This window comes from Streptomyces sp. DSM 116793, assembly GCF_057320905.1.
Map to the genome: position 1 here is coordinate 4,570,283 of NZ_CM170494.1, position 21,736 is coordinate 4,592,018.

The window sequence follows — 21,736 nt, forward strand, 5'->3', positions numbered from 1 at the left end:
GCCTGAGGGCCAAGGCTCCGGTGCCTGAGGGCCAAGGCTCCGGTGCCTGGGGGCCGGGCTCCGGTGTCTGGGGGCCGGGCTCCGGTGTCTGGGGGGAGTCAGCCTTCGGGGACCTGGGGATATGGGTGTCCGGGATCCGGGTATCCGGAATCGGGGCGTCCGGGATCCGGGTGTCCGGGATCCGGGTGTCCCGGGGTCGCCAGGCCTTGGGGACAGGGGCGCAGTTGACAGGGGCGCGGGGAACTGCGCGACCAGGCCCCACCGGCCCGATGGTCCGAACACGACCTGAATACCCCCCGCGGCGGTGCTTGCCGCCGGGGCACCGGCGCCGCCGACTCGCTGGCCGCCGCGGCGCTGGCTCGCTGGCCGCGGCGCCGGCTCGCTGATTGTCGCGGCGCTGGCTCGCTGGCCGCGGCGCCGGCTCGCTGATTGTCGCGGCGCCGGCTCGCTGGCCGTTGCGGCGATGCTGCGCAGCCGCCGTGGCGGTGGTGCGCGATCGTCGTGGCTGTGGCGCGCGGCCGTCGTGGCGGTGACGTCGCGGAAAACCGCAGCTCTGCCGTACTCCACGCCTGCCGCGCCGAGTTATCCACAGGCTCCCGGTGCCCCGCTGCCCGTTATCCACAGGCCCTCACGCGGTTCGTCCGCCGGCGGTACCGTCAGGGCCAGTTGATGTTCAGCGCACTCGGTCCGATGGCCGGACGGGGCCGGGCGCGCCCACGGCGAGACGGGGGTGGTCGGCATGACCGGCAGCGGTGCGGCGGTGCCGGAGGAGCGCGCGGCGGCTGTGCCCACGGGCCCGCGTCCGGACGCGCCGGCCCCGGGCCCGGCGCAGTCACCGGATCTCCGCCTGCCGTGTGTACGGGGGTTCGCCGAGCGTGCTCCCAAGGGTTCGCCCAAGCGGGACGGCAAGGCGCTGAGAGACCGGGTGCCACGCTCGTCCCATGCCGAACTCCCCAGCGGCACCACCCGCCCTGACGCGGTGACGGCGGTTCAGCAGTCGAACGAAGGCCGTCTCCCCGACCTCGTCCCCATCAGGGTCGGCAGAATGGCCGCAAGCCCCTTCGCCTTCCTGCGCGGCTCCGCCGGCCTCATGGCCCACGACCTAGCCCACACCCCCATGACCGGCATTGGCGCCCAGATCTGCGGTGACGCGCACGCGGGCAACTTCGGCCTGTACGCCGACGCCCGAGGCGATCTCGTCATCGACCTGAACGACTTCGACGAAACGGCCCACGGCCCCTGGGAGTGGGACGTCAAACGCCTCGCCACCTCCCTGGTCCTCGCAGGACGTGAGGCAGGCGCGGCCGAGGACGTCTGCCGCCAAGCGGCGTTCGACGCCGTGGGCGCCTACCGGCGCACCATGCGCCTGCTGGCCAGGCTCCCCGCCCTGGACGCCTGGAACGCGATCGCCGACGAGGAACTTGTCTCGCACACGGACGCCCACGACCTGCTCGGCACCCTGGAGCGCGTCTCGGAGAAGGCCAGGAAGAACACCAGCGGCCGGTTCGCGGCCAAGTCGACCGAGCCGGTGGAGGGCGGCGGCCGCCGGTTCGTCGACGCCCCACCGGTCCTGCGCCGTGTTCCCGACGCGGAGGCGGCGGCCGTGGCCGCGTCGCTCGGCGACTGGGCCGACACCCTCCCCGAGGACCTGCTCCCGCTGCTGGCCCGGCACGCCATACACGACGTGGCCTTCCGCGTGGTCGGCACCGGCAGCGTCGGCACCCGCTCCTATGTGGTGCTGCTGCTCGACCACCGCGGCGAGCCGCTGGTGCTCCAGGTGAAGGAGGCCCGTCCGTCCGTGCTGCTCCCCCATCTGGCCACCGCGCGCTTCCCGGTGCCGAAAGTGATCCATGAGGGCCGCCGGGTCGTGCTCGGGCAGAAGCGCATGCAGATAGTGAGCGACATCATGTTGGGCTGGACCCAGGTGGAGGGCAGGCCGTTCCAGGTCCGGCAGTTCCGCAACCGCAAAGGCAGCGTCGACCCCGCCGCCCTCGCCGCGGACCAGCTCGACGACTACGGCCGCATGACCGGTGCCCTCCTGGCCCGCGCCCACGCCCACAGCGCCGACCCCCTCCTGATCGCCGGTTACTGCGGCAAGAACGACTCGCTCGACGCGGCCATCGCCGATTTCGCGGTCACCTACGCCGACCGCACCGAGGCCGACCACGCCGCCTTGGTGACTGCGGTGCGCAGCGGGCTGGTGGCGGCGGAGAAGGGGGTGTGAGGACGACTAGCGGGTGGCCGCGGGGTGATGCGGGGCCGGGAGGGGAGCCGGGATGGGAGGCTCCCGGAGGGGCCCGAGCGGGGGCGCCGGGGCCATGGGCCCCACCCTCTACCCTGGACGGGTGATGACCCCGGAAGCCGAGCCGCCCCAGCCCGAGAGTCCTGCCGCCTCGCCTGCCGAGGCGCGGGAGCCGGCGTCCCCCCTTGGCGGTGGCCCGCAGCCCACGGCGCGGTCGTCGTCCTCTGAGCAGCGGTCGTCCTCGTCCGAGCAGCGGCCGTCCTCCTCGGAACAGGGGGCCCAGGAGCCCGTGGAGGTGCCCGTGGCCCAGGAGCCCGTTGCGGAGGCGTTCCAGAAAACGGCGGGAGTCGGGGCGGCGCGTGAGGGATCTGGGGCCGACGAGGCGACCGGGCGGCGAACCGGCGAGCGGCGCGGTGACGGTGAGGCGACGGCCGGGGCCGCACGGGCCGGGACGCGCACGGGAGAGCGGCCGGAGGAGCGGCTGGAGCGGGCGGTCCGAACCGCCGAGCAGGCGCTGATCGAGTACGAGATCGCTGTCGAGACGTTCCGGATCGAGGTGGAGAATTTCTCCCGCCTGCACCACCAGAAGCTCGGTCCGATGTACACCCGGCTCGACGAGCTCGACGCGCAGATCGCCGAGGCCAAGGCGGCCCGCACCGGCGACCCGGAGGACATCCGCGCGGCGGACGCCGCACGGGCCAGGGTGATGCCCATGCCGAACGTGGAAGAGCTGTTCCACGACTGGCTGGGCTCCGATGGCCTGTCGCCCGAGGCCAGCGCCATGCTCAATGAGCAGCCCGTCCGGCCTCCGGACCGGGTCCGGCCCGGCGACGAGGCCCGCAAGCTCTACCGCGAGCTCGTCCGCAAGGCCCACCCCGACCTGGCCCAGGACGAGAAGGAACGGACCCGGCGCGACGAGTTCATCGCCCGTGTCAACGCCGCCTACGGTCGCGGTGACGAGACGCTGCTGCGCGAACTGGCGGAGGAGTGGGCCGCGGGGCCCGCCCCCGAGGAACGCCGCCCCAGCAAGAGCGAGGAGCTGTACGCCCGTCTTGAGTGGCTCACGCACCGCAAGGAGCTGCTGACCATGGTCGCCCGCGATCTCGAGGAGAGCGCGATCGGGGCCATGCTGAAGATGGCGCCGGACGACCCGGACCGCCTCCTGGACGAGATCGCGGAGCAACTGCTGGCCCAGGTCGCCGAGCGCGAGGCGGAGCTGGCGGCCCTCCTGGGCTGACACTCGCCTATGACATGCCCGGCCGGGCTGCCCCCGGGGCCGGGCTGCCCCCGGGGCCGAGGTGTCCTCGGCTGCCCCGGCACGGTGCGGCGGCCCGGCCGACAGGTCTCCGTGGTGGGATGGCCGGGCAGGGGGCCGGGTCGGGTAGCGTCGAACCCATGGTTTTCGGTTCTGGTGTGCCTACGGTCGGGGTCGGCGATGTCGCCGACGGGGATTTCCTGCTGGACGTCCGGGAGGACGACGAATGGGCGGCGGGCCACGCCGAGGGTGCGCTGCACATCCCCATGAGCGAGTTCGTCGCCCGGTACGGCGAGCTGACCGAGGCGGCGCCGCAGGACGGCAAGGTGTATGTCATCTGCCGGTCCGGCGGCCGCTCGGCGCAGGTGACGATGTACCTGGCCCAGCAGGGTGTCGACGCGCTGAACGTCGACGGCGGCATGGAGGCCTGGGCCGCGTCGGGCCGCCCGGTCGTGGACGACAAGGGTCAGCCCGGCGCGGTGCTCTGACCCCGGGGCCGGTCGGGCCCGGGCGGGTGGCCGTCCGTCCCTGGGGCCGGTGACGCCGGCCGCGCTCCGCGGTCGTTCAGCGGTCGAAGTCCAGTTCCACCCGCTCCGTTGTCGGGTGGGACTGGCAGGCCAGCACGTACCCGGCCGCCGTCTCCTCCGGCTCCAACGCGAAGTTGCGGTCCATGTGGACGCTGCCGGTGACCAGGTAGGCGCGGCAGGTGCCGCAGACGCCGCCCTTGCAGGCGTAGGGGGCGTCCGGACGGTTGCGCAGGACCGCCTCCAGCAGCGAATCGCCCTCGCCGACGGGCCAGGAACCGGTGCGGCCGTCGAGTCGCGCGGTCACCGTGCTCCGCGCCGGAACCGACCGGCTCGCGGCGGACCGCCCCCGGGCCGATCCCTTCGATCCCTCCGAGGCCTGGCCGTCGTTCACGTGGAATATCTCCTCGTGGATCCGGGACCGCCGTACCCCCAGTCCGCGCAGCGCCCGTTCCGCTCCCTGCACCAGGCCGAACGGCCCGCACAGGAACCATCCCGCCACGTCGTCCACCGGCAGCAGCGCGGGCAGCAGGCGGCTGAGGCGCTCGCGGTCGAGCCGGCCGGACGGCAGGCCCGTCTGCTGCTCCTCACGGGAGAGCACCGTCACCAGCTGGAACCGCTCGGGGAACCGGTCCTTCAGGTCCGCTACCTCCTCCAGGAACATCGTGGAGGCCGCGGTGCGGTCGCTGCGCACCAGGCAGAACCGTGCCCCCGGAGCACGCTCCAGCAGGGTGGCGGAGATCGACAGCACCGGTGTGATGCCGCTGCCGCCGACCACGGCCGCGTACAGGCCGGCTGCGGGCTCCAGTGTGAAGCGCCCCGCCGGCGTCATCACGTCCAGCTCGTCCCCGACGGCGAGCTGCTTGAGCGCATACGTCGAGAAGGCACCGCCCGCCACGAGCCGCACGCCCACCCGTAGGGTGCGGGGGCCCTCGCCACCGGGCGCCGGGGCCGGGGAGCAGATCGAGTAGGTGCGGCGTATCTCCGTGGCGTCGTCGGTGCGGCGCAGGGCGAGGTGCTGGCCGGGGGCGTGCCGGTACTCCTCGCGCAGACCGGGCGGCACGGCGAGGGTGAGGGCCACGGCGTCCTCGGTGAGCCGGTCGACCGCGGTCACGCGGAGCCGGTGGAAGCGGGCCATCACAACTCCTTGAAGTGGTCGAACGGCTCCCGGCAGGCCAGGCAGCGCCGCAGTGCCTTGCAGGCCGTGGAGGAGAACCGGCTCAGCAACTCGGTCGCGCCCGACCCGCAGTGCGGGCAGCGCACGGGATCGTCGCCCTGCGCGGGTGCGGCGCCGGTGTCCGGTGCGGTGCCTGTGCTGGGTGCGCTGCCTGTGCCGGGTGCGGTGGCCGTGCCGGGTGCGCTGCCCGTGCTCTGCGTGGAGCCGGGGGCCGTTGCGGAATCTGCCGCGGCCGGAGTGGAGCCGGGGACCGTCACGGAACCGGCGGTCGGCGCCGACGCGTGCGGAGCGGTCGTCGTGCCGCTGGGGCGGTCCGCCGCGCGGGTCGGGCCGAGGGGGACGGGGACCGGGCCGGATGTGCCCCGGGCGCGGGGCGGGGCTATGCCCGCCCCGAGGAGCTTGCGCCGGCCCTCGTCGGAGATGTCGTCGGTCGTCCAGGGCGGCGACAGCACCGGGCGGACGGTCACCTGGGGGATGCCGTGGTCATGCAGCGCCCGCTCGATGTCGGCCGACATGGTCTCGATCGCAGGGCAGCCCGTGTACGTGGGAGTCAGCGTGACTTCGACGCGGCCGGGGCCGGTGATCTCCACGCCGCGGAGGACGCCCAGCTCCTCCAGCGTGAGCACCGGAAGCTCCGGATCCGGTACGGCACCGGCCAGCCTGCGCAGCTCCGTCTCCAGGGACGTCGGGGTATCGGCTCGCCGGTCCTCCGTGCCGCGGTCTGCCCTGTCCTCCGTGCCGCGGTCAGCCGGGCCTTCCGTGCCGTGGTCCGCCGGGCCGTCCATGCCGTGGTCCGCCGCGGTCCGGCGGGTGTCGTCCGGGTGGGTGCCGCGGTCTCGGCCCCGCACCGTGCGGCCGGTCACCAGGACGCTCCCGGGTGACTGCGGTGCAGGTGCTGCATCTCCGCGAGCATCCGGCCGAACGGCTCCGTGTGCAGGCCCTGACGGCCCGCCCCCGCGGTCCACGCTCCCCGGCGGGGGCCCTCGGGAACGGCGAGGGTGGCCTCTGTCAGGACGGCCGTGACGGACGCCAGCCAGTCGGACTCCAGAGCGGCCCGGTCGATCCCGAGACCGTCAGCGTCAGCGCCGGCGCCGGCGCCGGCGCGACCGTCACCGCCGCGGCCGTCGCCCTCATTGCGGTCACGGCTCCCAGCCGTGTGACCGCCGGCGTCACTGCCGCCCCCGCGGCCGGCAGTGACGCCCGGCGGTGCCTCCCCCAGTGGCTGGAACAGCTCGCCGGTGAACCGCCACAGGCTCTCGCAGCCGCGCTGCATCCGGCGGTGGCTCTCCTCCGTGCCGTCGCCGAGGCGGAGGGTCCACTGCCGGGCGTGGTCCCGGTGGTAGGCGACCTCCTTCACCGCCTTGGCGGCCAACGCGGCCAGCGGCCCGGTGCCGTCGCCCGTGGCCGAGAGCCGCTCGTACAGCAGGTGCTGGTAGGTGGAGAAGTAGAGCTGCCGGGCGATGGTGTGGGCGAAGTCGCCGTTGAGCTGCTCCACCAGCTGGCAGTTGCGGAAGGCGCGTTCCTCGCGGAGGTACGCCAGCTCGTCCTCGTCGCCGACCAGGGAGAGCAGGATGCGAGCCTGCCCCAGGAGGTCCAGGGCGATGTTCGCCAGGGCGACCTCCTCCTCGAGGACGGGGGCGTGCCCGGCCCATTCCCCCAGGCGGTGCGAGAGCACCAGGGCGTCGTCGCCCAGGGCGAGGGCCGTCGCCGTGGGGACGGTCTCGGCGGTGCCGGTCACAGGTGCTTCACCCCCTCCGGGATCTCGTAGAAGGTCGGGTGGCGGTAGGGCTTGTCGGCGGAGGGCTCGAAGAACGGGTCCTTCTCGTCCGGTGAGGAGGCCGTGACGGCCGCCGACGGGACCACCCAGACCGAGACGCCCTCGCCGCGTCGGGTGTAGAGGTCGCGGGCGTTGCGCAGGGCGAACTGCGCGTCCGGGGCGTGCAGGCTGCCGGCGTGCGTGTGCGACAGCCCGCGGCGGGCGCGTACGAAGACCTCCCAGAGCGGCCAGTCCCCCGCCGCCGGCCCGCCCGGTGCCCCGCTCGCCGAAGACGGCGCCGCGCTCCCTCCAGCGGAGCCGCCGACCGCGTTCCTGCCCGCGGAACCCTCGCCCACGCGGCCCCCCGCGGAACCCTCGCACGCGTGGCTGCCCGCGGCGCCTTGTCCCGTGTTCCTGCCCGCCGGATCGTCGCCGACGTGGCCCCCCGCGGAACCCTCGCCCGCGTGGCCCCCCGCGGCACCTTCGGTCATGTCTTCTCCCCTCGAACCCTCCGCCGTGCTCCCGTCCGGCGGAGCCGTGGTGCCGCTCATGCCGCCGCCTCCGCGTCCGGGTGGCCGCCGTTGTGCTTGTGGGCGTAGGCCGTGGCGGCCTCGCGGACCCAGGCGCCCTCCTCGTGTGCCCGGCGGCGCTGGGTGATGCGCTGGTCGTTGCAGGGGCCGTGGCCGGCGAGGACCTCGCGGAACTCGGTCCAGTCGATGGGGCCGAAGTCGTAGTGCCCCCGTGTCTCGTTCCAGGCCAGGTCGGGGTCGGGGAGGGTGAGGCCGAGGGTCTCGGCCTGGGGCACGCAGATGTCGACGAAGCGCTGGCGGAGCTCGTCGTTCGAGTGGCGCTTGATCTTCCAGGCCATGGACTGCGCGGAGTGCGCCGACTCGTCGTCGGGCGGGCCGAACATCATCAGGGAGGGCCACCACCAGCGGTCCACGGCGTCCTGGGCCATGGCGTGCTGGGCCTCGGTGCCGCGGCTGAGGGCGAGCAGCAGCTCGTACCCCTGCCGCTGGTGGAAGGACTCCTCCTTGCAGATGCGGATCATCGCGCGCGCGTACGGGCCGTAGGAGCAGCGGCACAGCGGGACCTGGTTGGTGATCGCGGCGCCGTCCACCAGCCAGCCGATGGCGCCGACGTCGGCCCAGGTCAGCGTGGGGTAGTTGAAGATCGACGAGTACTTCTGGCGGCCGGAGTGGAGCTTGTCGAGGAGCTCGTCGCGGCTGGTGCCCAGTGTCTCGGCGGCCGAGTAGAGGTAGAGGCCGTGTCCCGCCTCGTCCTGCACCTTGGCCATCAGGATCGCCTTGCGACGCAGGGAGGGGGCGCGAGTGATCCAGTTGGCCTCCGGCTGCATGCCGATGATCTCGGAGTGGGCATGCTGCGCCATCTGGCGGACGAGTGTCCTGCGGTAGGCGTCGGGCATCCAGTCCCTCGGCTCGATGCGCTCGTCCGCCGCCACGGCGGCGTCGAAGCCGGCCTCCAGCGCGGCCGTGTCCGGCTCGGCGGAGCCGGGACCGGGGGCGGGCCCCGCCCCGGACGTCTGCTGCACGGTCGCTGTGCTCATGCCGATCCTCTCGACTCCCGACTTGGCTCGTCTCGACTCGTTCGGCCGCGGCCCTATCCGGGGCGGCGTGTGGTGCCCGGGCAGGCCTCGCGACGGGACCCTTGCTCCCCCGTACCGACCGATCGTTCGGTCAGCCATGACCATGGTGGGTCGCGATTCCATAACGTGTCAACCCTGTGGATAACCTCAAGGCGCCCTGCGCCCGGAGCCGGAGGTGAGTACCGTGCTCGTGCGCGTGCGGCCGCGCGGCCCTGTGCGAAGGTGCATGCACCAGCATGGGCCCCGGCTGCGGCGGGCGTGAACGATCCCCGCATGTCCGGCCGGACGGCCGCGGACGGCCGGATCGAACTGACCGGAACTGACCGGAATGAGAAGCGGGAACGGGACGGAATGGACTCGTACGACGAGCGCACGAACCCACGGCCCGGCGCACGGCAGCCCGCCGCGCCCCGGTCGGCCGAGGCATCCGCCGACCCGGGGCCGCAGCCCGGGACGCCCACCGCGACAGGAGCCTCAGCCGAACGGCCCGGCACCCCCCGGGCAGCCCCCAGGGCCGGCACCGCCGCGCCCGCAGGCGGCCCCGCAGGCGACAAGGCGGAGCCGGGTCAGGGCCCCCGCCACGAATCCGGCCAGGGCCCCCGCCACGAATCCGGCCAGGGCCCCCGCCACGATCCCCGGCAGGGCCTCCGCCGGGACCACGGCCACGACTCCGGCCGGGACCACGGTCACGCCCCCGGTCGGCACCACGGCCACGGCGAGTCGCCCGGCGACCCGCCCACGGATCCGCCCACGGACCCGCCCACGGGTCCGTGGGCGGACTCGACCGCCGGCTCACCCACAGACCCGTCCACAGACCCACCCATAGGCCCCCGCACCGGAATCAACGGCCTCTCGTTCCGCTACCAGGTGATCGCCGCCGTCGCCCTGGCCTGCATCGGGGTCGTCGTGTGCGTGCATCTGCTGATGGTCTTCCTGCATGTCGCTCCGTCGAACACGGCGACCAGGCAGCACGGGCAGGCGGTGAACGACTGGGTGCTCCCGGAGTTCGAGCAGAACTGGAAGCTGTTCGCGCCCAACCCCCTGCAGCAGAACATAGCCGTCGAGGCGCGGGCGGAGGTGCGCTCCGCTTCCGGAAAGGTGCGGACCACCGGCTGGTACAACTTCTCGGCGCTGGACGGCGCGGCCATCGACGGCAATCCGCTGCCCAGCCACACGCAGCAGAACGAACTGCGCAGAGCCTGGGACTTCTTCGTCGCCTCGCACGACAACCAGAACCGCCCCGTCGGCACCCGCGGCAAGCTCTCCGAGGGCTATCTGCGCCGCATCATGGTGCTGCGGCTCAGCCGGGTCGGGGTGGGCGGAGAGGGCGCCAAGGACGTGGTCGTGCGTATTCAGGTCCGGTCCAGGACGACGAATGTGCAGCCGCCGCCGTGGAGCGGTGAGGGCCGGATGAACACCAAGCCCCTCTACCGCACGCTCTCCTGGTGGCAGGTCGGCCCCGGCGACCTGCCGCTGGCCGCCGCCGCGGACACGCACCCTGAGGACGCCCGGACGGAGGCGGATGCCCGATGACCAGCATCGAAGTGTGGCTCGCCCGCGGCATCAACCGCATCACCTCCGCCCCGCTCGGCGTGTACCAGTCCGCGGTGATCCGGATCGGCTTCTCCGCCACCTGGCTGCTGTTCCTGCTGCGGGAGTTCCCGCACCGCCAGGAGCTCTACGGGCCCGACGGGCCGTGGAGCTGGTCCATGGCGCGTGAGCTGATCGACTCCAACGGCGCCTTCACGGCCCTCATATGGACCGACAGCCAGACCTGGTTCGAGATCGTGTACGCCCTGGCGATCGTCTCCAGCGCACTGCTGCTGCTCGGCTGGCACACCCGGGCCATGTCGGTGCTCTTCATGGTGGGCGTGCTCTCCCTGGAGAACCGCAGCATCTTCATGAGTGACGGTGGCGACAACGTCCTCCATCTGATGTCGATCTACCTGGTGTTCACCCGGTGCGGTGCCGTCTGGTCCCTGGACGCCCGCCGCAAGCGGCGCGGTGCGGCGGCACGCGCGCGTGGCGCACGTTTCCGCGCGGACGCGTCCGGTCCGGCGCTGTGGGTCGTGCTCGGTGCGGCGCTGGTGGTGGTGACCGGCCGGGGCTGTCTCAGCCCGGGCTGGATGCTGGTCTTCTGGGGGATGTGGGGGGCGCACGCCCTGTGGTGGGCCGCCAACCGGCGCTCGGCCCGCGGCGGCGACGCGCTTTCCGCCGACGCGTTTTCCGCCCACGCGCTGCCCGCCGACGTGCTTCGCGAGACGGCGCCCCGAGACGCGGCGCCCCGAGACGCGGCAGCCCGCGACGCGGCCGCACGTGATGCGGCGGTCGCCGACGCGGCGGTCGTGGACGCGGTACCCGGTGGCCCGGGCCGCAACGAGCCCCGGCTGCTGCTCGACGTCATCGCCAATCTGCTGCACAACGCCGGCCTGTTGGTGATCATGGCCGAAGCCTGCCTGGTGTACGCCACGGCGGGCTGGTACAAGATCCAGGGCAGCCGCTGGGAGGACGGCACCGCCGTCTATTACCCCCTGCACCTCGACTACTTCTCGCCCTGGCCCGCCCTCTCCGACCAACTCGGTGCCCATGGCCTGGTCGTCATGGTGGTCACCTATGGCACGGTCATGGCCCAGGTGGCCTTCCCCTTCACCCTCTTCAACCGGCGGGTCAAGAACGTGCTGCTGGTGGCGATGATCATCGAGCACACCGTCATCGCTATCACACTGGGCCTGCCGTTCTTCTCGCTGGCGATGATCACCGCGGACGCGGTGTTCCTGCCGACGTCGTTCCTCACCAGGCTCGGCGGCCTGGCGACGCGCGTGTACGGGCGGCTGCTGCCGGGCTCACGGCGGCCCGGCTCCGGCGCTCGACGGGACGACGGTACGGATCGGGACGGCGGTCTCCGCGAGCCCCACCCGGAGGCGCCCCTCAGCCCGGCCGGCACGCACGGCTAGAGCGCTCCGGAACGGCCCGGCCCGGGCGCCCGCCCCGGCCGCACCGCACGTACGCTGCACGGACAGGGCTCCTGGCGCGGAGAGGACCGAGGCGCCCCAGGCTCGGAAGGCGGAACGATGCAGCCACGGGAGACCGGCGCCGCGCCCGGCGCTGTGCACGGCAGCGGACAGGCGGAAGACCGGGCCGCCGATGCCGTACGCGCATGGCGACGGGCCGTGGACGACGCCGTCCTCCTCGACGGCTTCCATGCCGTCAAGCACGCCCTGCGCTTCGGGGCGGAGCTGCTGGTGGCGCTGACCGGCGACCTGCCGGCCGCCCTCGCCCTCGCCGACGACCTGGCGCCCGACGTACGGCCGTCCCTGGCCGCCGATCTGGTGGAGCTGCCGGTGGACGTCCTGCGGTCCCTGGTGCCCCGGCTGCACCCCACCGGGGTGGCCGCGCTGGCGGTACGGCCCGCCCGCGCCGCGCACCTCGCCGCGCTGACGCGGAGCCCGCGCACCGCCCCCGTGGTGGTCCTCGACCAGCCGCGCAACCTCGGCAACGCGGGAGCGGTGATCCGCCTCGCGGCGGGCTGCGGCGCGACCGGGGTGATCACCACCGGCACCCTCGACCCCTGGCACCCAGCGGTCGTGCGCGGTGGCGCGGGTCTGCACTTCGCCACCGCCGTGGCCCGTATGGACGTCGGCGACCTGCCGGACGGGCCCCTCTTCGCCCTCGATGCCGACGGTGAGGACATCCGGGGGACCGTGATCCCCGACGACGCCCTGCTCGCCTTCGGCTCCGAGCGCAGCGGCCTGTCCGACCGGCTCCGGGCGCGGGCGGACCGCGTGGTCTCCCTGCCGATGCGACCCCAGGTGTCCAGCTACAACCTGGCCACCAGCGTCGCCATGGCGCTCTACCACTGGTCGCTGGACCGCACGTAGCGCCCGCTCTACACCTCCCGGCGCACCTCCACCATCCGGAACCGGCCCGCGACGAAAGCGGCGTCACACAGGGCGGCGTTCGCCGCGGGGTTGCCGCCCGAGCCGTGGAAGTCGGAGAACGCGGCCGTCTGGTTCACGTACACGCCGCCCGTCAGGTTCAGGGAGAGCTGGGCGCACTCCTCCATGCAGACCTCCTCGACGGCCTTCTCCACTTCGCCGGACGTGGTGTAGGCGCCGACGGTCATCGCGCCGCGCTCGCGGATCGTGTGCCGCAGGAACTCAACCGCGTCGGCGGCGGAGTCGACCGCGACGGCGAAGGAGACGGGGCCGAACCACTCCTGGCGGCAGGCCGCGAGATCGTCCGGCTCGGCGGCGTCGAGCCGGACGATCAGCGGGCTGCGGACCACCGCCTCCGGGAATTCGGGGTGCCGGACCTCGCGGGAGGCGAGCGCCACCTCGCCGAGGCCGGGGGCCGCCTCCAGGCGGTCCTTCACCTCCGGGTTCACCAGAGCGCCCAGCAGGGCGGCGGCCCGGGCGTCGTCGCCCAGCAGGGAGTCCACGGCACGGGCGAGGTCCGCGACGACCTCGTCGAAGGCCTTGGGGCCGGTCTCCGTGGCGATCCCCGCGCGCGGGATCAGCAGGTTCTGCGGAGTGGTGCACATCTGGCCGCTGTACAGGGAGAGCGAGAACGCGAGGTTGGCGAGCATGCCCCGGTAGTCGTCGGTGGACTCGACCACGACCGTGTTGACGCCGGCCTTCTCCGTGTGGACCTGGGCCTGGTGGGCGTGGGTCTCCAGCCAGTCGCCGAAGGCCGACGAGCCCGTGTAGTCGATGATCCTGATCTCGGGGCGCACGGCGAGGGTCTTGGCGATGCCCTCGCCGGGCCGCTCGGCGGCCAGAGCCACCAGGTTCGGGTCGAAACCCGCCTCGGCGAGCACGTCACGGCAGACCTGGACCGTGCGGGCGAGCGGCAGCACCGCGCGCGGGTGGGGCTTGACCAGGACGGCGTTGCCCGTGGCGAGGGAGGCGAAGAGGCCCGGGTAGCCGTTCCACGTCGGGAAGGTGTTGCAGCCGATCAGCAGGGAGATGCCGCGCGGCACCGCGGTGAAGCGCTTCTCCAGCTTCAGCGGGTCCCGCTTGCCCTGCGGCTTGGTCCACTCCGCCGCGTCGGGCGTGCGGGTCTGCTCCGCGAACGCGTACGCCACCGCCTCCAGGCCGCGGTCCTGCGCGTGCGGCCCGCCGGCCTGGAAGGCCATCATGAAGGCCTGACCGGTGGTGTGCATGACGGTGTAGGCGAACTCGTGGGTGCGGGCGCTGATCCGGGACAGGATCTCCAGGCAGACCGCCGCGCGTGCCTCCGGGCCCGCCTCGCGCCAGGCGCGCATCCCGGCGCGCATGGCGGGCAGCAGGACGTCGACGTCGGGGTGGGGGTAGGTGACGCCGAGCTTCGGGCCGTACGGTGACGTCTCGGTGCCCACCCAGTCGTCGGTGCCCGGCTGGGCGAGGTCCACGCGGGTGCCGAGCAGGGCGTCGAAGGCGGCCCGGCCCTCCTCGGGGCTCAGGCTGCCCTGCTCGCCGTAGGCCTTGGGGTGCTCCGGGTGGGGGGACCAGTACGCGCGCGTGCCGATGGTCTTCAGGGCCGCGTCGAGCGTGGGCCGGTGGCGGGCGATGAGCTGGGGCGCGGTGAGTGCGGCTGCCATGAGGGACCAACTCCTCCTCGCGCCGGTTCCTCGTCGAACCGGCGGCTGGGTGGGACGGGATCGGGTGGGCGCTGGGCGCTGGGCGCTGCGGCGGGGATCCCCCGTTCCGGGATCGGGCGCGGCGGACGGGCGGACAGGGTTAGAGTAACCGAACGATCGGTCGGGGCAAGGGGGATCCGGCGAACCTGTGGACAACTCGTGCGGGAGGATCGCGAACATGACAGCACTCGACCTGAAGAGCACCGTGGCGGTCGTCGGCAGCGGCACCATGGGCCAGGGCATCGCCCAGGTCGCACTGCTGGCCGGCCATCCCGTGCTGCTCCATGACGCGGTGCCGGACCGTTCGAAGGACGCCGAGGAGGCGATCGCCGGGCGGCTGGCCAGGCTGGTCGAGAAGGGTCGCCTGACAGCGGCCGGCCGGGACGCCGCGCTGGCCCGCCTGGAGACGGCGGGAAGCCCGTCCGGGCTCGCCGGCGCGGGCCTGGTGGTCGAGGCCGTCGTCGAGCGGCTGGACGTCAAGCAGGCGCTCTTCCGTGAACTGGAGGAGATCGTCGACGACTCGTGCCTGCTCGCCACGAACACGTCCTCCCTCTCGGTCACCGCCATCGGCGGCGCGCTGCGCCGCCCCGGCCGGCTCGTCGGCCTGCACTTCTTCAATCCGGCGCCGCTGCTGCCGCTCGTGGAGGTCGTCTCCGGCGTCGCCACGGACGGAGCGTCGGCCACGCGCGCGTACGACACCGCCGCGGCATGGGGCAAGACACCGGTCCGCTGTGCGGACACCCCGGGCTTCATCGTCAATCGCATCGCCCGCCCGTTCTACGCGGAGGCCTTCCGCCTCTACGAGGAGCGGGCCGCCGACCCCGCTACCATCGACGCCGTGCTGCGGGAGAGCGGCGGCTTCCGCATGGGCCCCTTCGAGCTGACCGACCTGATCGGCCAGGACGTCAACGAAGCCGTCACCCGCTCCGTGTGGGAGTCGTTCTTCCACGACCCCAAGTTCGCCCCGTCGCCGGCCCAGCGCCGCCTGGTGGAGTCCGGCAGACTCGGCCGCAAGTCGGCCCGCGGCTGGTACGACTACGGGCAGGACGCCGAGTCCGCCCGCCCGCACACCGCGGAGCCCTGCGAGGCACCCGCCGGGATAGGCGTGCACCGCGGGCGGAAGGGCCTGCTGACGACCGTGGTCGAGCTGCTTGAGGAAGCCGGCGTGCGGACCGTCCGGGACCCGGCACCGGCCGGGTCGGAGACCGCCATGACCTCCATCGTGCTCCCCCGGGGCACCCGGCTGACCGTCACCGACGGCGCGACCGCCACCGGCGACGTCGCCGGCCCCGCCATCCGCCTCGACCTGGCCCTGGACTACCGCACCTGCACGCGCGTGGCGCTCGCCCCGGGCGCCGACGCCGACCCCCTGGACGTCCGCGCCGCGATCGGCCTCTTCCAGAAGCTCGGCAAGGAGGTCAGCGTCGTCGCCGACACCCCCGGGATGATCGTGGGCCGCACGGTCGCCATGCTGATCGACTTCGCCCTGGACGCCGAGGCACGGGGCGTGGCGGACCGGGCGGACGTGGACACCGCCATGAAACTGGGCGTCAACTACCCGCGCGGCCCGCTGGAATGGTGCGACGAGGTGGGGGTGCGCTGGGCGTGGCAGACCCTGCAGAATCTGCACGCCGCCTATCCCGGCGGGCGCTACGGCGCCTGCCTGCCGCTCGCGCACCGCTCGGATCTCGCCTACAAGCAGGGACTCTCATGACCACCGCCAAGCGCGACACCTACACACCTGATTCGCTGCTCGCGGTCGCGGTCACCGTCTTCAACGAGCGCGGGTACGACGGCACCTCCATGGAGCACCTCTCCAAGGCCGCCGGGATCTCCAAGTCGTCGATATACCACCATGTGTCCGGCAAGGAGGAGCTGCTGCGGCGGGCCGTCAGCCGTGCCCTCGACGGGCTCTTCGGGATCCTGGACGAGGAGCACGCACGCGTGGGGCGGCCCGTGGAGCGGCTCGAGTTCGTCACCCGGCGCATGGTCGAGGTGCTCACGGCCGAACTGCCCTATGTCACCCTGCTGCTGCGCGTGCGTGGCAACACGGCCACCGAGCGCTGGGCGCTGGAGCGGCGCCGCGAGTTCGACCACCAGGTGGCGGAGCTCCTCAAGGAGGCCGCCGCCGACGGCGACGTCCGGGGCGACGTCGAGGTCCGCCTGGCCACCCGGCTGGTCTTCGGGATGATCAACTCCATCGTGGAGTGGTACAGGCCGGACGGCCGGGACGCGGGCGACGGCAGGCTCGCCGACACCGTCGTCCGCCTGATCTTCGCCGGGCTGCGCGGCGAGGAGTGAACTCCCGGGGCACCGCTCCATCGGTGCCACCGTTCCACGTCAGATGTCCTGTTCAAGGTCCTCCTCCTCGAAGACCAGCAGCGTGCGGGTGCTGAGGACCTCGGGGATGGCCTGCAGCTTGGTGAGGACCAGCTCGCGCAGCGCCCTGTTGTCCGGGGTGTGCACCAGCAGCAGCACGTCGAAGTCGCCGCTGACCAGGGCGATGTGGGAGGCGCCCGGCAGCGCGGCGAGCTGGTCGCGCACCGTCCGCCAGGTGTTCTGCACGATCTTCAGCGTGATGTAGGCGGAGGCGCCGTGCCCCGCCCGCTCATGGTGGATCCGGGCGCCGAAGCCGCGGATCACGCCGTCCTCGATGAGCCGGTTGATCCGGGCGTAGGCGTTGGCGCGGGAGACGTGGACCCGCTCGGCCACGGACCGTATCGAGGCGCGGCCGTCGGCCTGGAGCATCTGCAGGATGTCGCGGTCGATGGCGTCCAGCGGGCGGGGCGGCGGCAGTTGCGGGGCGGCACCGTCGTCCACGCGGGAAGCCGTCTCCGGGCGCCGCGGACGCCCGACGGTCGGGGTGTCCGAGGCCCGGGTCGGGGTGTCCGAGGCCCGGCCCGGAGCGTCCGGTGCCTGGCCCGAGACGTCCGGCGACCGGCCCTGCGTCCCCGTCGTGTGGCCCGGTGCATCTGGTGCGCGGGAAGGCGCCTGGTGCGCGGGGTCGCGTGCCGCTCCGTCCTGAGCGCTCCCCGGCGGCTCCCCTCGTTGTGAAGCCGCCGCGGGACGTGCCCCCGCCCTGTCCTGGGCCATTCGTTCAGCTGCCACGTCCCCCTGCCTCCCTAGCATGGACGCACTGCTTCCATCTCAAGCTGTGGAGAACCGTTTGTCCACAGGCTGAGGGCGCCTGTAGCCAAAATGCGCTGTCGACCGAACAATCGGTTGGTGAGGCGTGCCGGATCCCCACACGCCTCCACCGCTCCCACGAGGAGACCCGTTCACGAGGAGGTGCACGCGGTGAAGAGGCACAGCACGCCCGTCATGGAGCAGCCCGACGCATACCGGCCGGCCCCGCCGCCGGCCTGGCAGCCGCGGACGGACCCGGCCCCGCTGCTGCCCGAGCCGGCCCCGTACCGCGCCCTGGGCACCGACGCCGTCCGCACGGCCGACCCCGCCCTGCTCCGCAGCCTCTACGCCCACGTGGTGCGCGGCCGCAGGTACAACACCCAGGCCACCGCGCTCACCCGCCAGGGCCGCCTCGCCGTCTACCCGTCCAGCACCGGCCAGGAGGCCTGCGAGGTGGCGGCCGCGCTGGTGCTCAAGGAGCAGGACTGGCTCTTCCCCAGCTACCGGGACACGCTCGCCGCCGTCACCCGCGGCCTCGACCCGGCGCAGGCGCTCTCCCTGCTGCGCGGCGACTGGCACACCGGCTACGACCCCCGCGAGCACCGCATCGCCCCGCTGTGCACCCCCCTTGCCACCCAACTCCCGCACGCCGTGGGCGTGGCGCACGCCGCCCGCCTCAAGGGGGACGACGTCGTGGCCCTGGCCCTGGTCGGCGACGGCGGCACCAGCGAGGGAGACTTCCACGAGGCACTGAACTTCGCCGCCGTCTGGCAGGCCCCCGTGGTCTTCCTGGTGCAGAACAACGGCTTCGCGATCTCCGTCCCGCTCGCCAAGCAGACCGCGGCGCCGTCGCTGGCCCACAAGGCCGTCGGCTACGGCATGCCGGGCCGCCTGGTGGACGGCAATGACGCGCTGGCCGTGTACGAGGTCCTGGACGAGGCCGTGCGCCGCGCCCGCGAGGGCGGCGGCCCCACCCTCGTCGAGGCCGTCACCTACCGCCTGGACGCGCACACGAACGCCGACGACGCGACCCGTTACCGCACCGACGCCGAGGTGACGGCCTGGCGCGCGCACGACCCGGTCGAGCTCCTGGAGCGGGAGCTGACCGAGCGTGGGCTGCTGGACGAGGCGGGGAAGGCGGCCGTGCGCGACGAGGCCGAGGCCATGGCAGCCGCCCTGCGCGCGCACATGAACGAGGACCCGCGGCTCGACCCGATGGATCTGTTCCGCCATGTCTTCGCCGAGCAGACCGGTCAGCTCAGGGAGCAGGCCGCGCAGTTGCGCGCCGAGCTGGCGGCTGAGGCGGAGGGCCCCGTGCCCGGCGTGCCGGGCCAGGCCCCTGCTGCGCCCGAAACGGCGGCCGCCACGGCGGGCGGCGAGGCGGGCGGCGCGGACGGCGCGGGCGGCGTCAGCGGTACCGGCACCGGCACGGAGGGGACGCAGCGATGATCACCGCGGAGACCACCGGGGCCACGTCGGCCGACAGTGCCGTCAAGCCCGTCGCCATGGCGCAGGCGCTCCGCCGGGCGCTGCGTGATGCCATGGCCGCGGATCCGTCCGTCCATGTGATGGGCGAGGACGTCGGCACCCTGGGCGGCGTCTTCCGGATCACCGACGGCCTGGCGAAGGAGTTCGGGGACGACCGCTGCACGGACACCCCCCTCGCCGAGGCCGGCATCCTGGGCGCGGCCGTCGGCATGGCGATGTACGGGCTCCGGCCGGTGGTGGAGATGCAGTTCGACGCGTTCGCCTACCCGTCGTTCGAGCAACTCGTCTCGCACGTCGCACGGATGCGGAACCGCACCAGGGGCGCCATGCCGCTGCCGATCACCGTCAGGGTGCCGTACGGAGGCGGCATCGGCGGCGTGGAGCACCACAGCGACTCCTCCGAGGCGTACTACATGGCCACCCCGGGCCTCCACGTGGTCACCCCCGCCACGGTCGCCGACGCCTACGGCCTGCTGCGGGCCGCCATCGCCTCCGACGACCCGGTGGTCTTCCTGGAGCCCAAGCGGCTCTACTGGTCCAAGGAGGCGTGGAACCAGGACGATCCGCCGTCCGTTGAACCCATCGGCCGCGCGGTCGTGCGCCGCAGGGGCCGCAGCGCCACGCTCATCACCTACGGTCCCTCGCTCCCCGTCTGTCTGGAGACGGCCGAGGCGGCGCGGGCCGAGGGATGGGACCTCGAAGTCGTCGACCTGCGCTCGCTGGTGCCGTTCGACGACGAGACGGTCTGCGCGTCGGTGCGGCGCACCGGACGGGCGGTCGTGGTGCACGAGTCGGGCGGCTTCGGCGGCCCGGGAGGGGAGATCGCCGCGCGCGTCACGGAGCGCTGCTTCCACCACCTGGAGGCTCCGGTACTGCGGGTGGCGGGCTTCGACATCCCCTATCCACCGCCGATGCTGGAACGGCACCATATGCCCGGGGTCGACCGGATCCTGGACGCGGTGGCGCGATTGCAGTGGGAGGCTGAGGGCTGATGGGGCAGGCCTTTGACATGCACAGCCTGGAGTTCAGGCTGCCCGACTTGGGGGAGGGGCTCACCGAGGCAGAGATCGTCCGCTGGCTGGTGGAGGTCGGCGACTTCGTCGCCGTCGACCAGCCGGTGGTGGAGGTGGAGACGGCCAAGGCCATGGTCGAGGTGCCCTGCCCCTACGGCGGCGTGGTCACGGCCCGCTTCGGAGAGGAGGGCACCGAGCTGCCCGTGGGGGCGCCGCTGCTCACCGTCGCGGTCGGCCGACCGGCCGACGGCACGGGGCCCGGCGCGGCGGCGGTTTCCGAGGCCGGGGCCGGCGCCGGTGCCCCCGGCGCGGGCGGCGGCGAGCGGGCCGAGCGCGGCGGTGCCGGGGGCGGAGCCGGCGGTGCGGGTCCCGAGGGAGCCCGGTGGAACGCGGCTGCGGGTCGGGCGGCGCGGGCCCCGGCCGGGGCGGGCCCTGGGGCGTATGGGCCGGCTTCCGATGCTGACGGGACGGCTTCCGGCGCGGCCGGTGCGGCTTCGGGCGTGGCCTTCGGCGGGAACGGGACGCGACCGGCCGCGGACTCGGCCGGGGGCCGGCGGCCGGAGGGCACGGCGCAGGCTGCGGGCGGCAGGCCTGCGGACGCCCAGCCCGAGGGCGCTCAGCCTGCGGGCGCTCGGCCCGCGGACGCGAAGCCGGCGGCCGGCGCCGGTCGGGCGGCGGGGCGGCCGACCGCGGACGAGGGCTCCGGCAATGTCCTCGTCGGATACGGCACGGCCGCGGCGCCGGTCCGCCGCCGCAGGGTGCGGCCGCCGGACCTGACGCGGGCCCGGGGCCCGGTGCCGGTCATATCGCCGCTGGTGCGCAAGCTGGCCCGCGATCACGGTCTCGACCTGCGCGAGCTGGCCGGCTCGGGGCCCGATGGGCTGATTCTCCGTGCGGATGTCGAGTACGCGGTGCGGGCCGCCGGTGCCCGGGCGCCGGAGACCACCCGCGCGCGGACGGCGCCCACCGCCCCGTCGGCCCCTACCGTCCCCGGCGGACGGGCGTCCGCCCTCGCTGGCGCACCCGGTCGGGCCGCCCCCGGTGGAGACGGCAGAGAGCACGACGGCCGGAACGCGACGGTCGCTGGGCAGCCGCCCGCCCCCGGGCAGGCCGTGGTGGGGCGGACGGCGGCTCCCGGACAGCCGGCGGGCCAGGGAGCGCTCGCCCGGTCGCGCACCGGGGGTGCTGAGGACGGCGAGGGTGCCGAGGCCCGCCCCGGGGTGCGTGTTCAGCTGCGCGGCGTGCGCGGTGCCGTGGCCGAGAAGATGGCCCGCAGCCGCCGGGAGATCCCGGAGGCGACCTGCTGGGTCGACGCCGATGCCACCGAGCTGCTGGCGGCGCGAGCGGCCATGAACGCCGTCCAGGGGCCGAAGATCTCCGTCCTGGCGCTGTTCGCCCGGATATGCGCTGCCGCACTGGCCCGCTACCCGGAGCTCAACTCGACGGTGGACGTGGAGGCCCGCGAGATCGTCCGGTTCGAGGAGGTGCATCTGGGCTTCGCGGCGCAGACCGATCGGGGCCTGGTGGTGCCGGTCGTGCGGGACGCCCACACCCGGGATACGGAGTCGCTGAGCGGGGAACTGGCCCGGCTGACCGAAGCCGCCCGCGTCGGCACCCTCACCCCGGCGGAACTCACCGGCGGCACCTTCACGTTGAACAACTACGGTGTGTTCGGCGTCGACGGCTCCACTCCGATCATCAACCACCCCGAGGCGGCCATGCTCGGCGTCGGCAGGATCGCCCCCAAGCCATGGGTGCACCAGGGCGAGCTGGCGGTACGCCAGGTGGTGCAGCTCTCGCTCACCTTCGACCACCGGGTGTGCGACGGCGGCACGGCGGCCGGTTTCCTGCGCTTCGTCACCGACAGCGTGGAGCAGCCGGCGGTACTGCTGCGCGCACTGTGACGTGGGATTCGACCAGTTGGGGGTCTGC

18 protein-coding genes are annotated in these 21,736 nt (G+C 73.7%); 11 read left to right on the forward strand and 7 right to left on the reverse strand.

The genetic code is table 11. The annotated features are described in order from the left end of the window. The first annotated feature begins 739 nt into the window (after positions 1–739). The 3 genes from ACSMXW_RS17700 (at position 740) to ACSMXW_RS17710 (ending at position 3,985) form a co-directional block, all read left to right on the forward strand. Complete coding sequence (locus ACSMXW_RS17700; protein WP_485807652.1) at positions 740–2,224, forward strand: DUF2252 domain-containing protein; 1,485 nt, start codon at positions 740–742, stop codon at positions 2,222–2,224. Positions 2,225–2,537: 313 nt separating this feature from the next. Further along, the gene (locus tag ACSMXW_RS17705) at positions 2,538–3,479 is read left to right on the forward strand and encodes a J domain-containing protein (RefSeq protein WP_485808114.1); all 942 of its coding nucleotides are present in this window, start codon (positions 2,538–2,540) and stop codon (positions 3,477–3,479) included. A 176-nt stretch (positions 3,480–3,655) separates the two neighbouring features. After that, on the forward strand, positions 3,656–3,985 hold the full coding sequence (locus ACSMXW_RS17710; protein WP_485808115.1) for a rhodanese-like domain-containing protein: 330 nt from the start codon (positions 3,656–3,658) through the stop codon (positions 3,983–3,985). Positions 3,986–4,061: 76 nt separating this feature from the next. On the opposite strand, the gene ACSMXW_RS17715 is transcribed toward ACSMXW_RS17710, so the two are convergent. The 5 genes from ACSMXW_RS17715 to paaA form a co-directional block, all read right to left on the reverse strand. Further along, complete coding sequence (locus ACSMXW_RS17715) at positions 4,062–5,159, reverse strand: 2Fe-2S iron-sulfur cluster-binding protein (protein WP_485807653.1); 1,098 nt, start codon at positions 5,157–5,159, stop codon at positions 4,062–4,064. Then, on the reverse strand, positions 5,159–5,878 hold the full coding sequence (locus ACSMXW_RS17720; RefSeq protein ID WP_485808116.1) for a PaaD-like zinc ribbon domain-containing protein: 720 nt from the start codon (positions 5,876–5,878) through the stop codon (positions 5,159–5,161). The genes ACSMXW_RS17715 and ACSMXW_RS17720 overlap by 1 nt, the downstream gene beginning before the upstream one ends. A gap of 179 nt (positions 5,879–6,057) precedes the next feature. Next, positions 6,058–6,936: a 1,2-phenylacetyl-CoA epoxidase subunit PaaC gene (gene paaC / locus ACSMXW_RS17725; RefSeq protein ID WP_485807655.1), complete on the reverse strand. Its 879-nt coding sequence runs from the start codon at positions 6,934–6,936 to the stop codon at positions 6,058–6,060. Then, on the reverse strand, positions 6,933–7,166 hold the full coding sequence (gene paaB / locus ACSMXW_RS17730; RefSeq protein WP_485808117.1) for a 1,2-phenylacetyl-CoA epoxidase subunit PaaB: 234 nt from the start codon (positions 7,164–7,166) through the stop codon (positions 6,933–6,935). Before paaB ends, paaC begins: the two co-directional genes overlap by 4 nt. 335 nt (positions 7,167–7,501) lie before the next feature. Continuing rightward, positions 7,502–8,521 (reverse strand): 1,2-phenylacetyl-CoA epoxidase subunit PaaA, encoded by a 1,020-nt coding sequence (gene paaA, locus ACSMXW_RS17735; RefSeq protein ID WP_485807657.1) that lies wholly within the window; start codon positions 8,519–8,521, stop codon positions 7,502–7,504. A 312-nt stretch (positions 8,522–8,833) separates the two neighbouring features. On the opposite strand from paaA, the gene ACSMXW_RS17740 reads away from it, so the two are divergent. From ACSMXW_RS17740 to ACSMXW_RS17750, 3 genes are all read left to right on the forward strand, one after another. Beyond that, positions 8,834–10,093, forward strand: coding sequence for a DUF5819 family protein (locus ACSMXW_RS17740; RefSeq protein WP_485807659.1), 1,260 nt, complete (start codon positions 8,834–8,836; stop codon positions 10,091–10,093). Beyond that, positions 10,090–11,514, forward strand: coding sequence for an HTTM domain-containing protein (locus ACSMXW_RS17745; protein WP_485807661.1), 1,425 nt, complete (start codon positions 10,090–10,092; stop codon positions 11,512–11,514). Before ACSMXW_RS17740 ends, ACSMXW_RS17745 begins: the two co-directional genes overlap by 4 nt. A gap of 117 nt (positions 11,515–11,631) precedes the next feature. Beyond that, complete coding sequence (locus tag ACSMXW_RS17750; protein WP_485807663.1) at positions 11,632–12,438, forward strand: TrmH family RNA methyltransferase; 807 nt, start codon at positions 11,632–11,634, stop codon at positions 12,436–12,438. An 8-nt stretch (positions 12,439–12,446) separates the two neighbouring features. Here ACSMXW_RS17750 and paaN read toward each other — a convergent pair whose 3' ends face one another. Continuing rightward, complete coding sequence (gene paaN, locus ACSMXW_RS17755) at positions 12,447–14,138, reverse strand: phenylacetic acid degradation protein PaaN (RefSeq protein ID WP_485807665.1); 1,692 nt, start codon at positions 14,136–14,138, stop codon at positions 12,447–12,449. 217 nt (positions 14,139–14,355) lie between these two features. Here paaN and ACSMXW_RS17760 point away from each other — a divergent pair, with 217 nt between their 5' ends. Together ACSMXW_RS17760 and ACSMXW_RS17765 are read left to right on the forward strand one after the other, a co-directional pair. Next, positions 14,356–15,891, forward strand: a complete 1,536-nt coding sequence (locus ACSMXW_RS17760; RefSeq protein ID WP_485807666.1) for a 3-hydroxyacyl-CoA dehydrogenase — start codon at positions 14,356–14,358, stop codon at positions 15,889–15,891. Then, positions 15,888–16,478: a TetR/AcrR family transcriptional regulator gene (locus tag ACSMXW_RS17765; RefSeq protein WP_485807668.1), complete on the forward strand. Its 591-nt coding sequence runs from the start codon at positions 15,888–15,890 to the stop codon at positions 16,476–16,478. The genes ACSMXW_RS17760 and ACSMXW_RS17765 overlap by 4 nt, the downstream gene beginning before the upstream one ends. A gap of 39 nt (positions 16,479–16,517) precedes the next feature. On the opposite strand, the gene ACSMXW_RS17770 is transcribed toward ACSMXW_RS17765, so the two are convergent. Next, the gene (locus ACSMXW_RS17770; RefSeq protein WP_485807670.1) at positions 16,518–16,997 is read right to left on the reverse strand and encodes an Lrp/AsnC family transcriptional regulator; all 480 of its coding nucleotides are present in this window, start codon (positions 16,995–16,997) and stop codon (positions 16,518–16,520) included. A gap of 501 nt (positions 16,998–17,498) precedes the next feature. On the opposite strand from ACSMXW_RS17770, the gene pdhA reads away from it, so the two are divergent. The 3 genes from pdhA to ACSMXW_RS17785 are packed head-to-tail and all read left to right on the forward strand — an operon-like array spanning position 17,499 to position 21,708. Then, positions 17,499–18,752, forward strand: a complete 1,254-nt coding sequence (gene pdhA / locus ACSMXW_RS17775) for a pyruvate dehydrogenase (acetyl-transferring) E1 component subunit alpha (protein WP_485808118.1) — start codon at positions 17,499–17,501, stop codon at positions 18,750–18,752. Then, positions 18,749–19,783 carry an alpha-ketoacid dehydrogenase subunit beta gene (locus ACSMXW_RS17780; RefSeq protein WP_485807672.1) on the forward strand — a complete coding sequence of 345 codons (1,035 nt, stop codon included), beginning with the start codon at positions 18,749–18,751 and terminating at the stop codon, positions 19,781–19,783. The genes pdhA and ACSMXW_RS17780 overlap by 4 nt, the downstream gene beginning before the upstream one ends. After that, entirely contained in the window at positions 19,783–21,708 is a 1,926-nt protein-coding gene (locus ACSMXW_RS17785) for a dihydrolipoamide acetyltransferase family protein (RefSeq protein ID WP_485807673.1), read from the forward strand. The genes ACSMXW_RS17780 and ACSMXW_RS17785 overlap by 1 nt, the downstream gene beginning before the upstream one ends. Positions 21,709–21,736 lie beyond the last annotated feature (28 nt).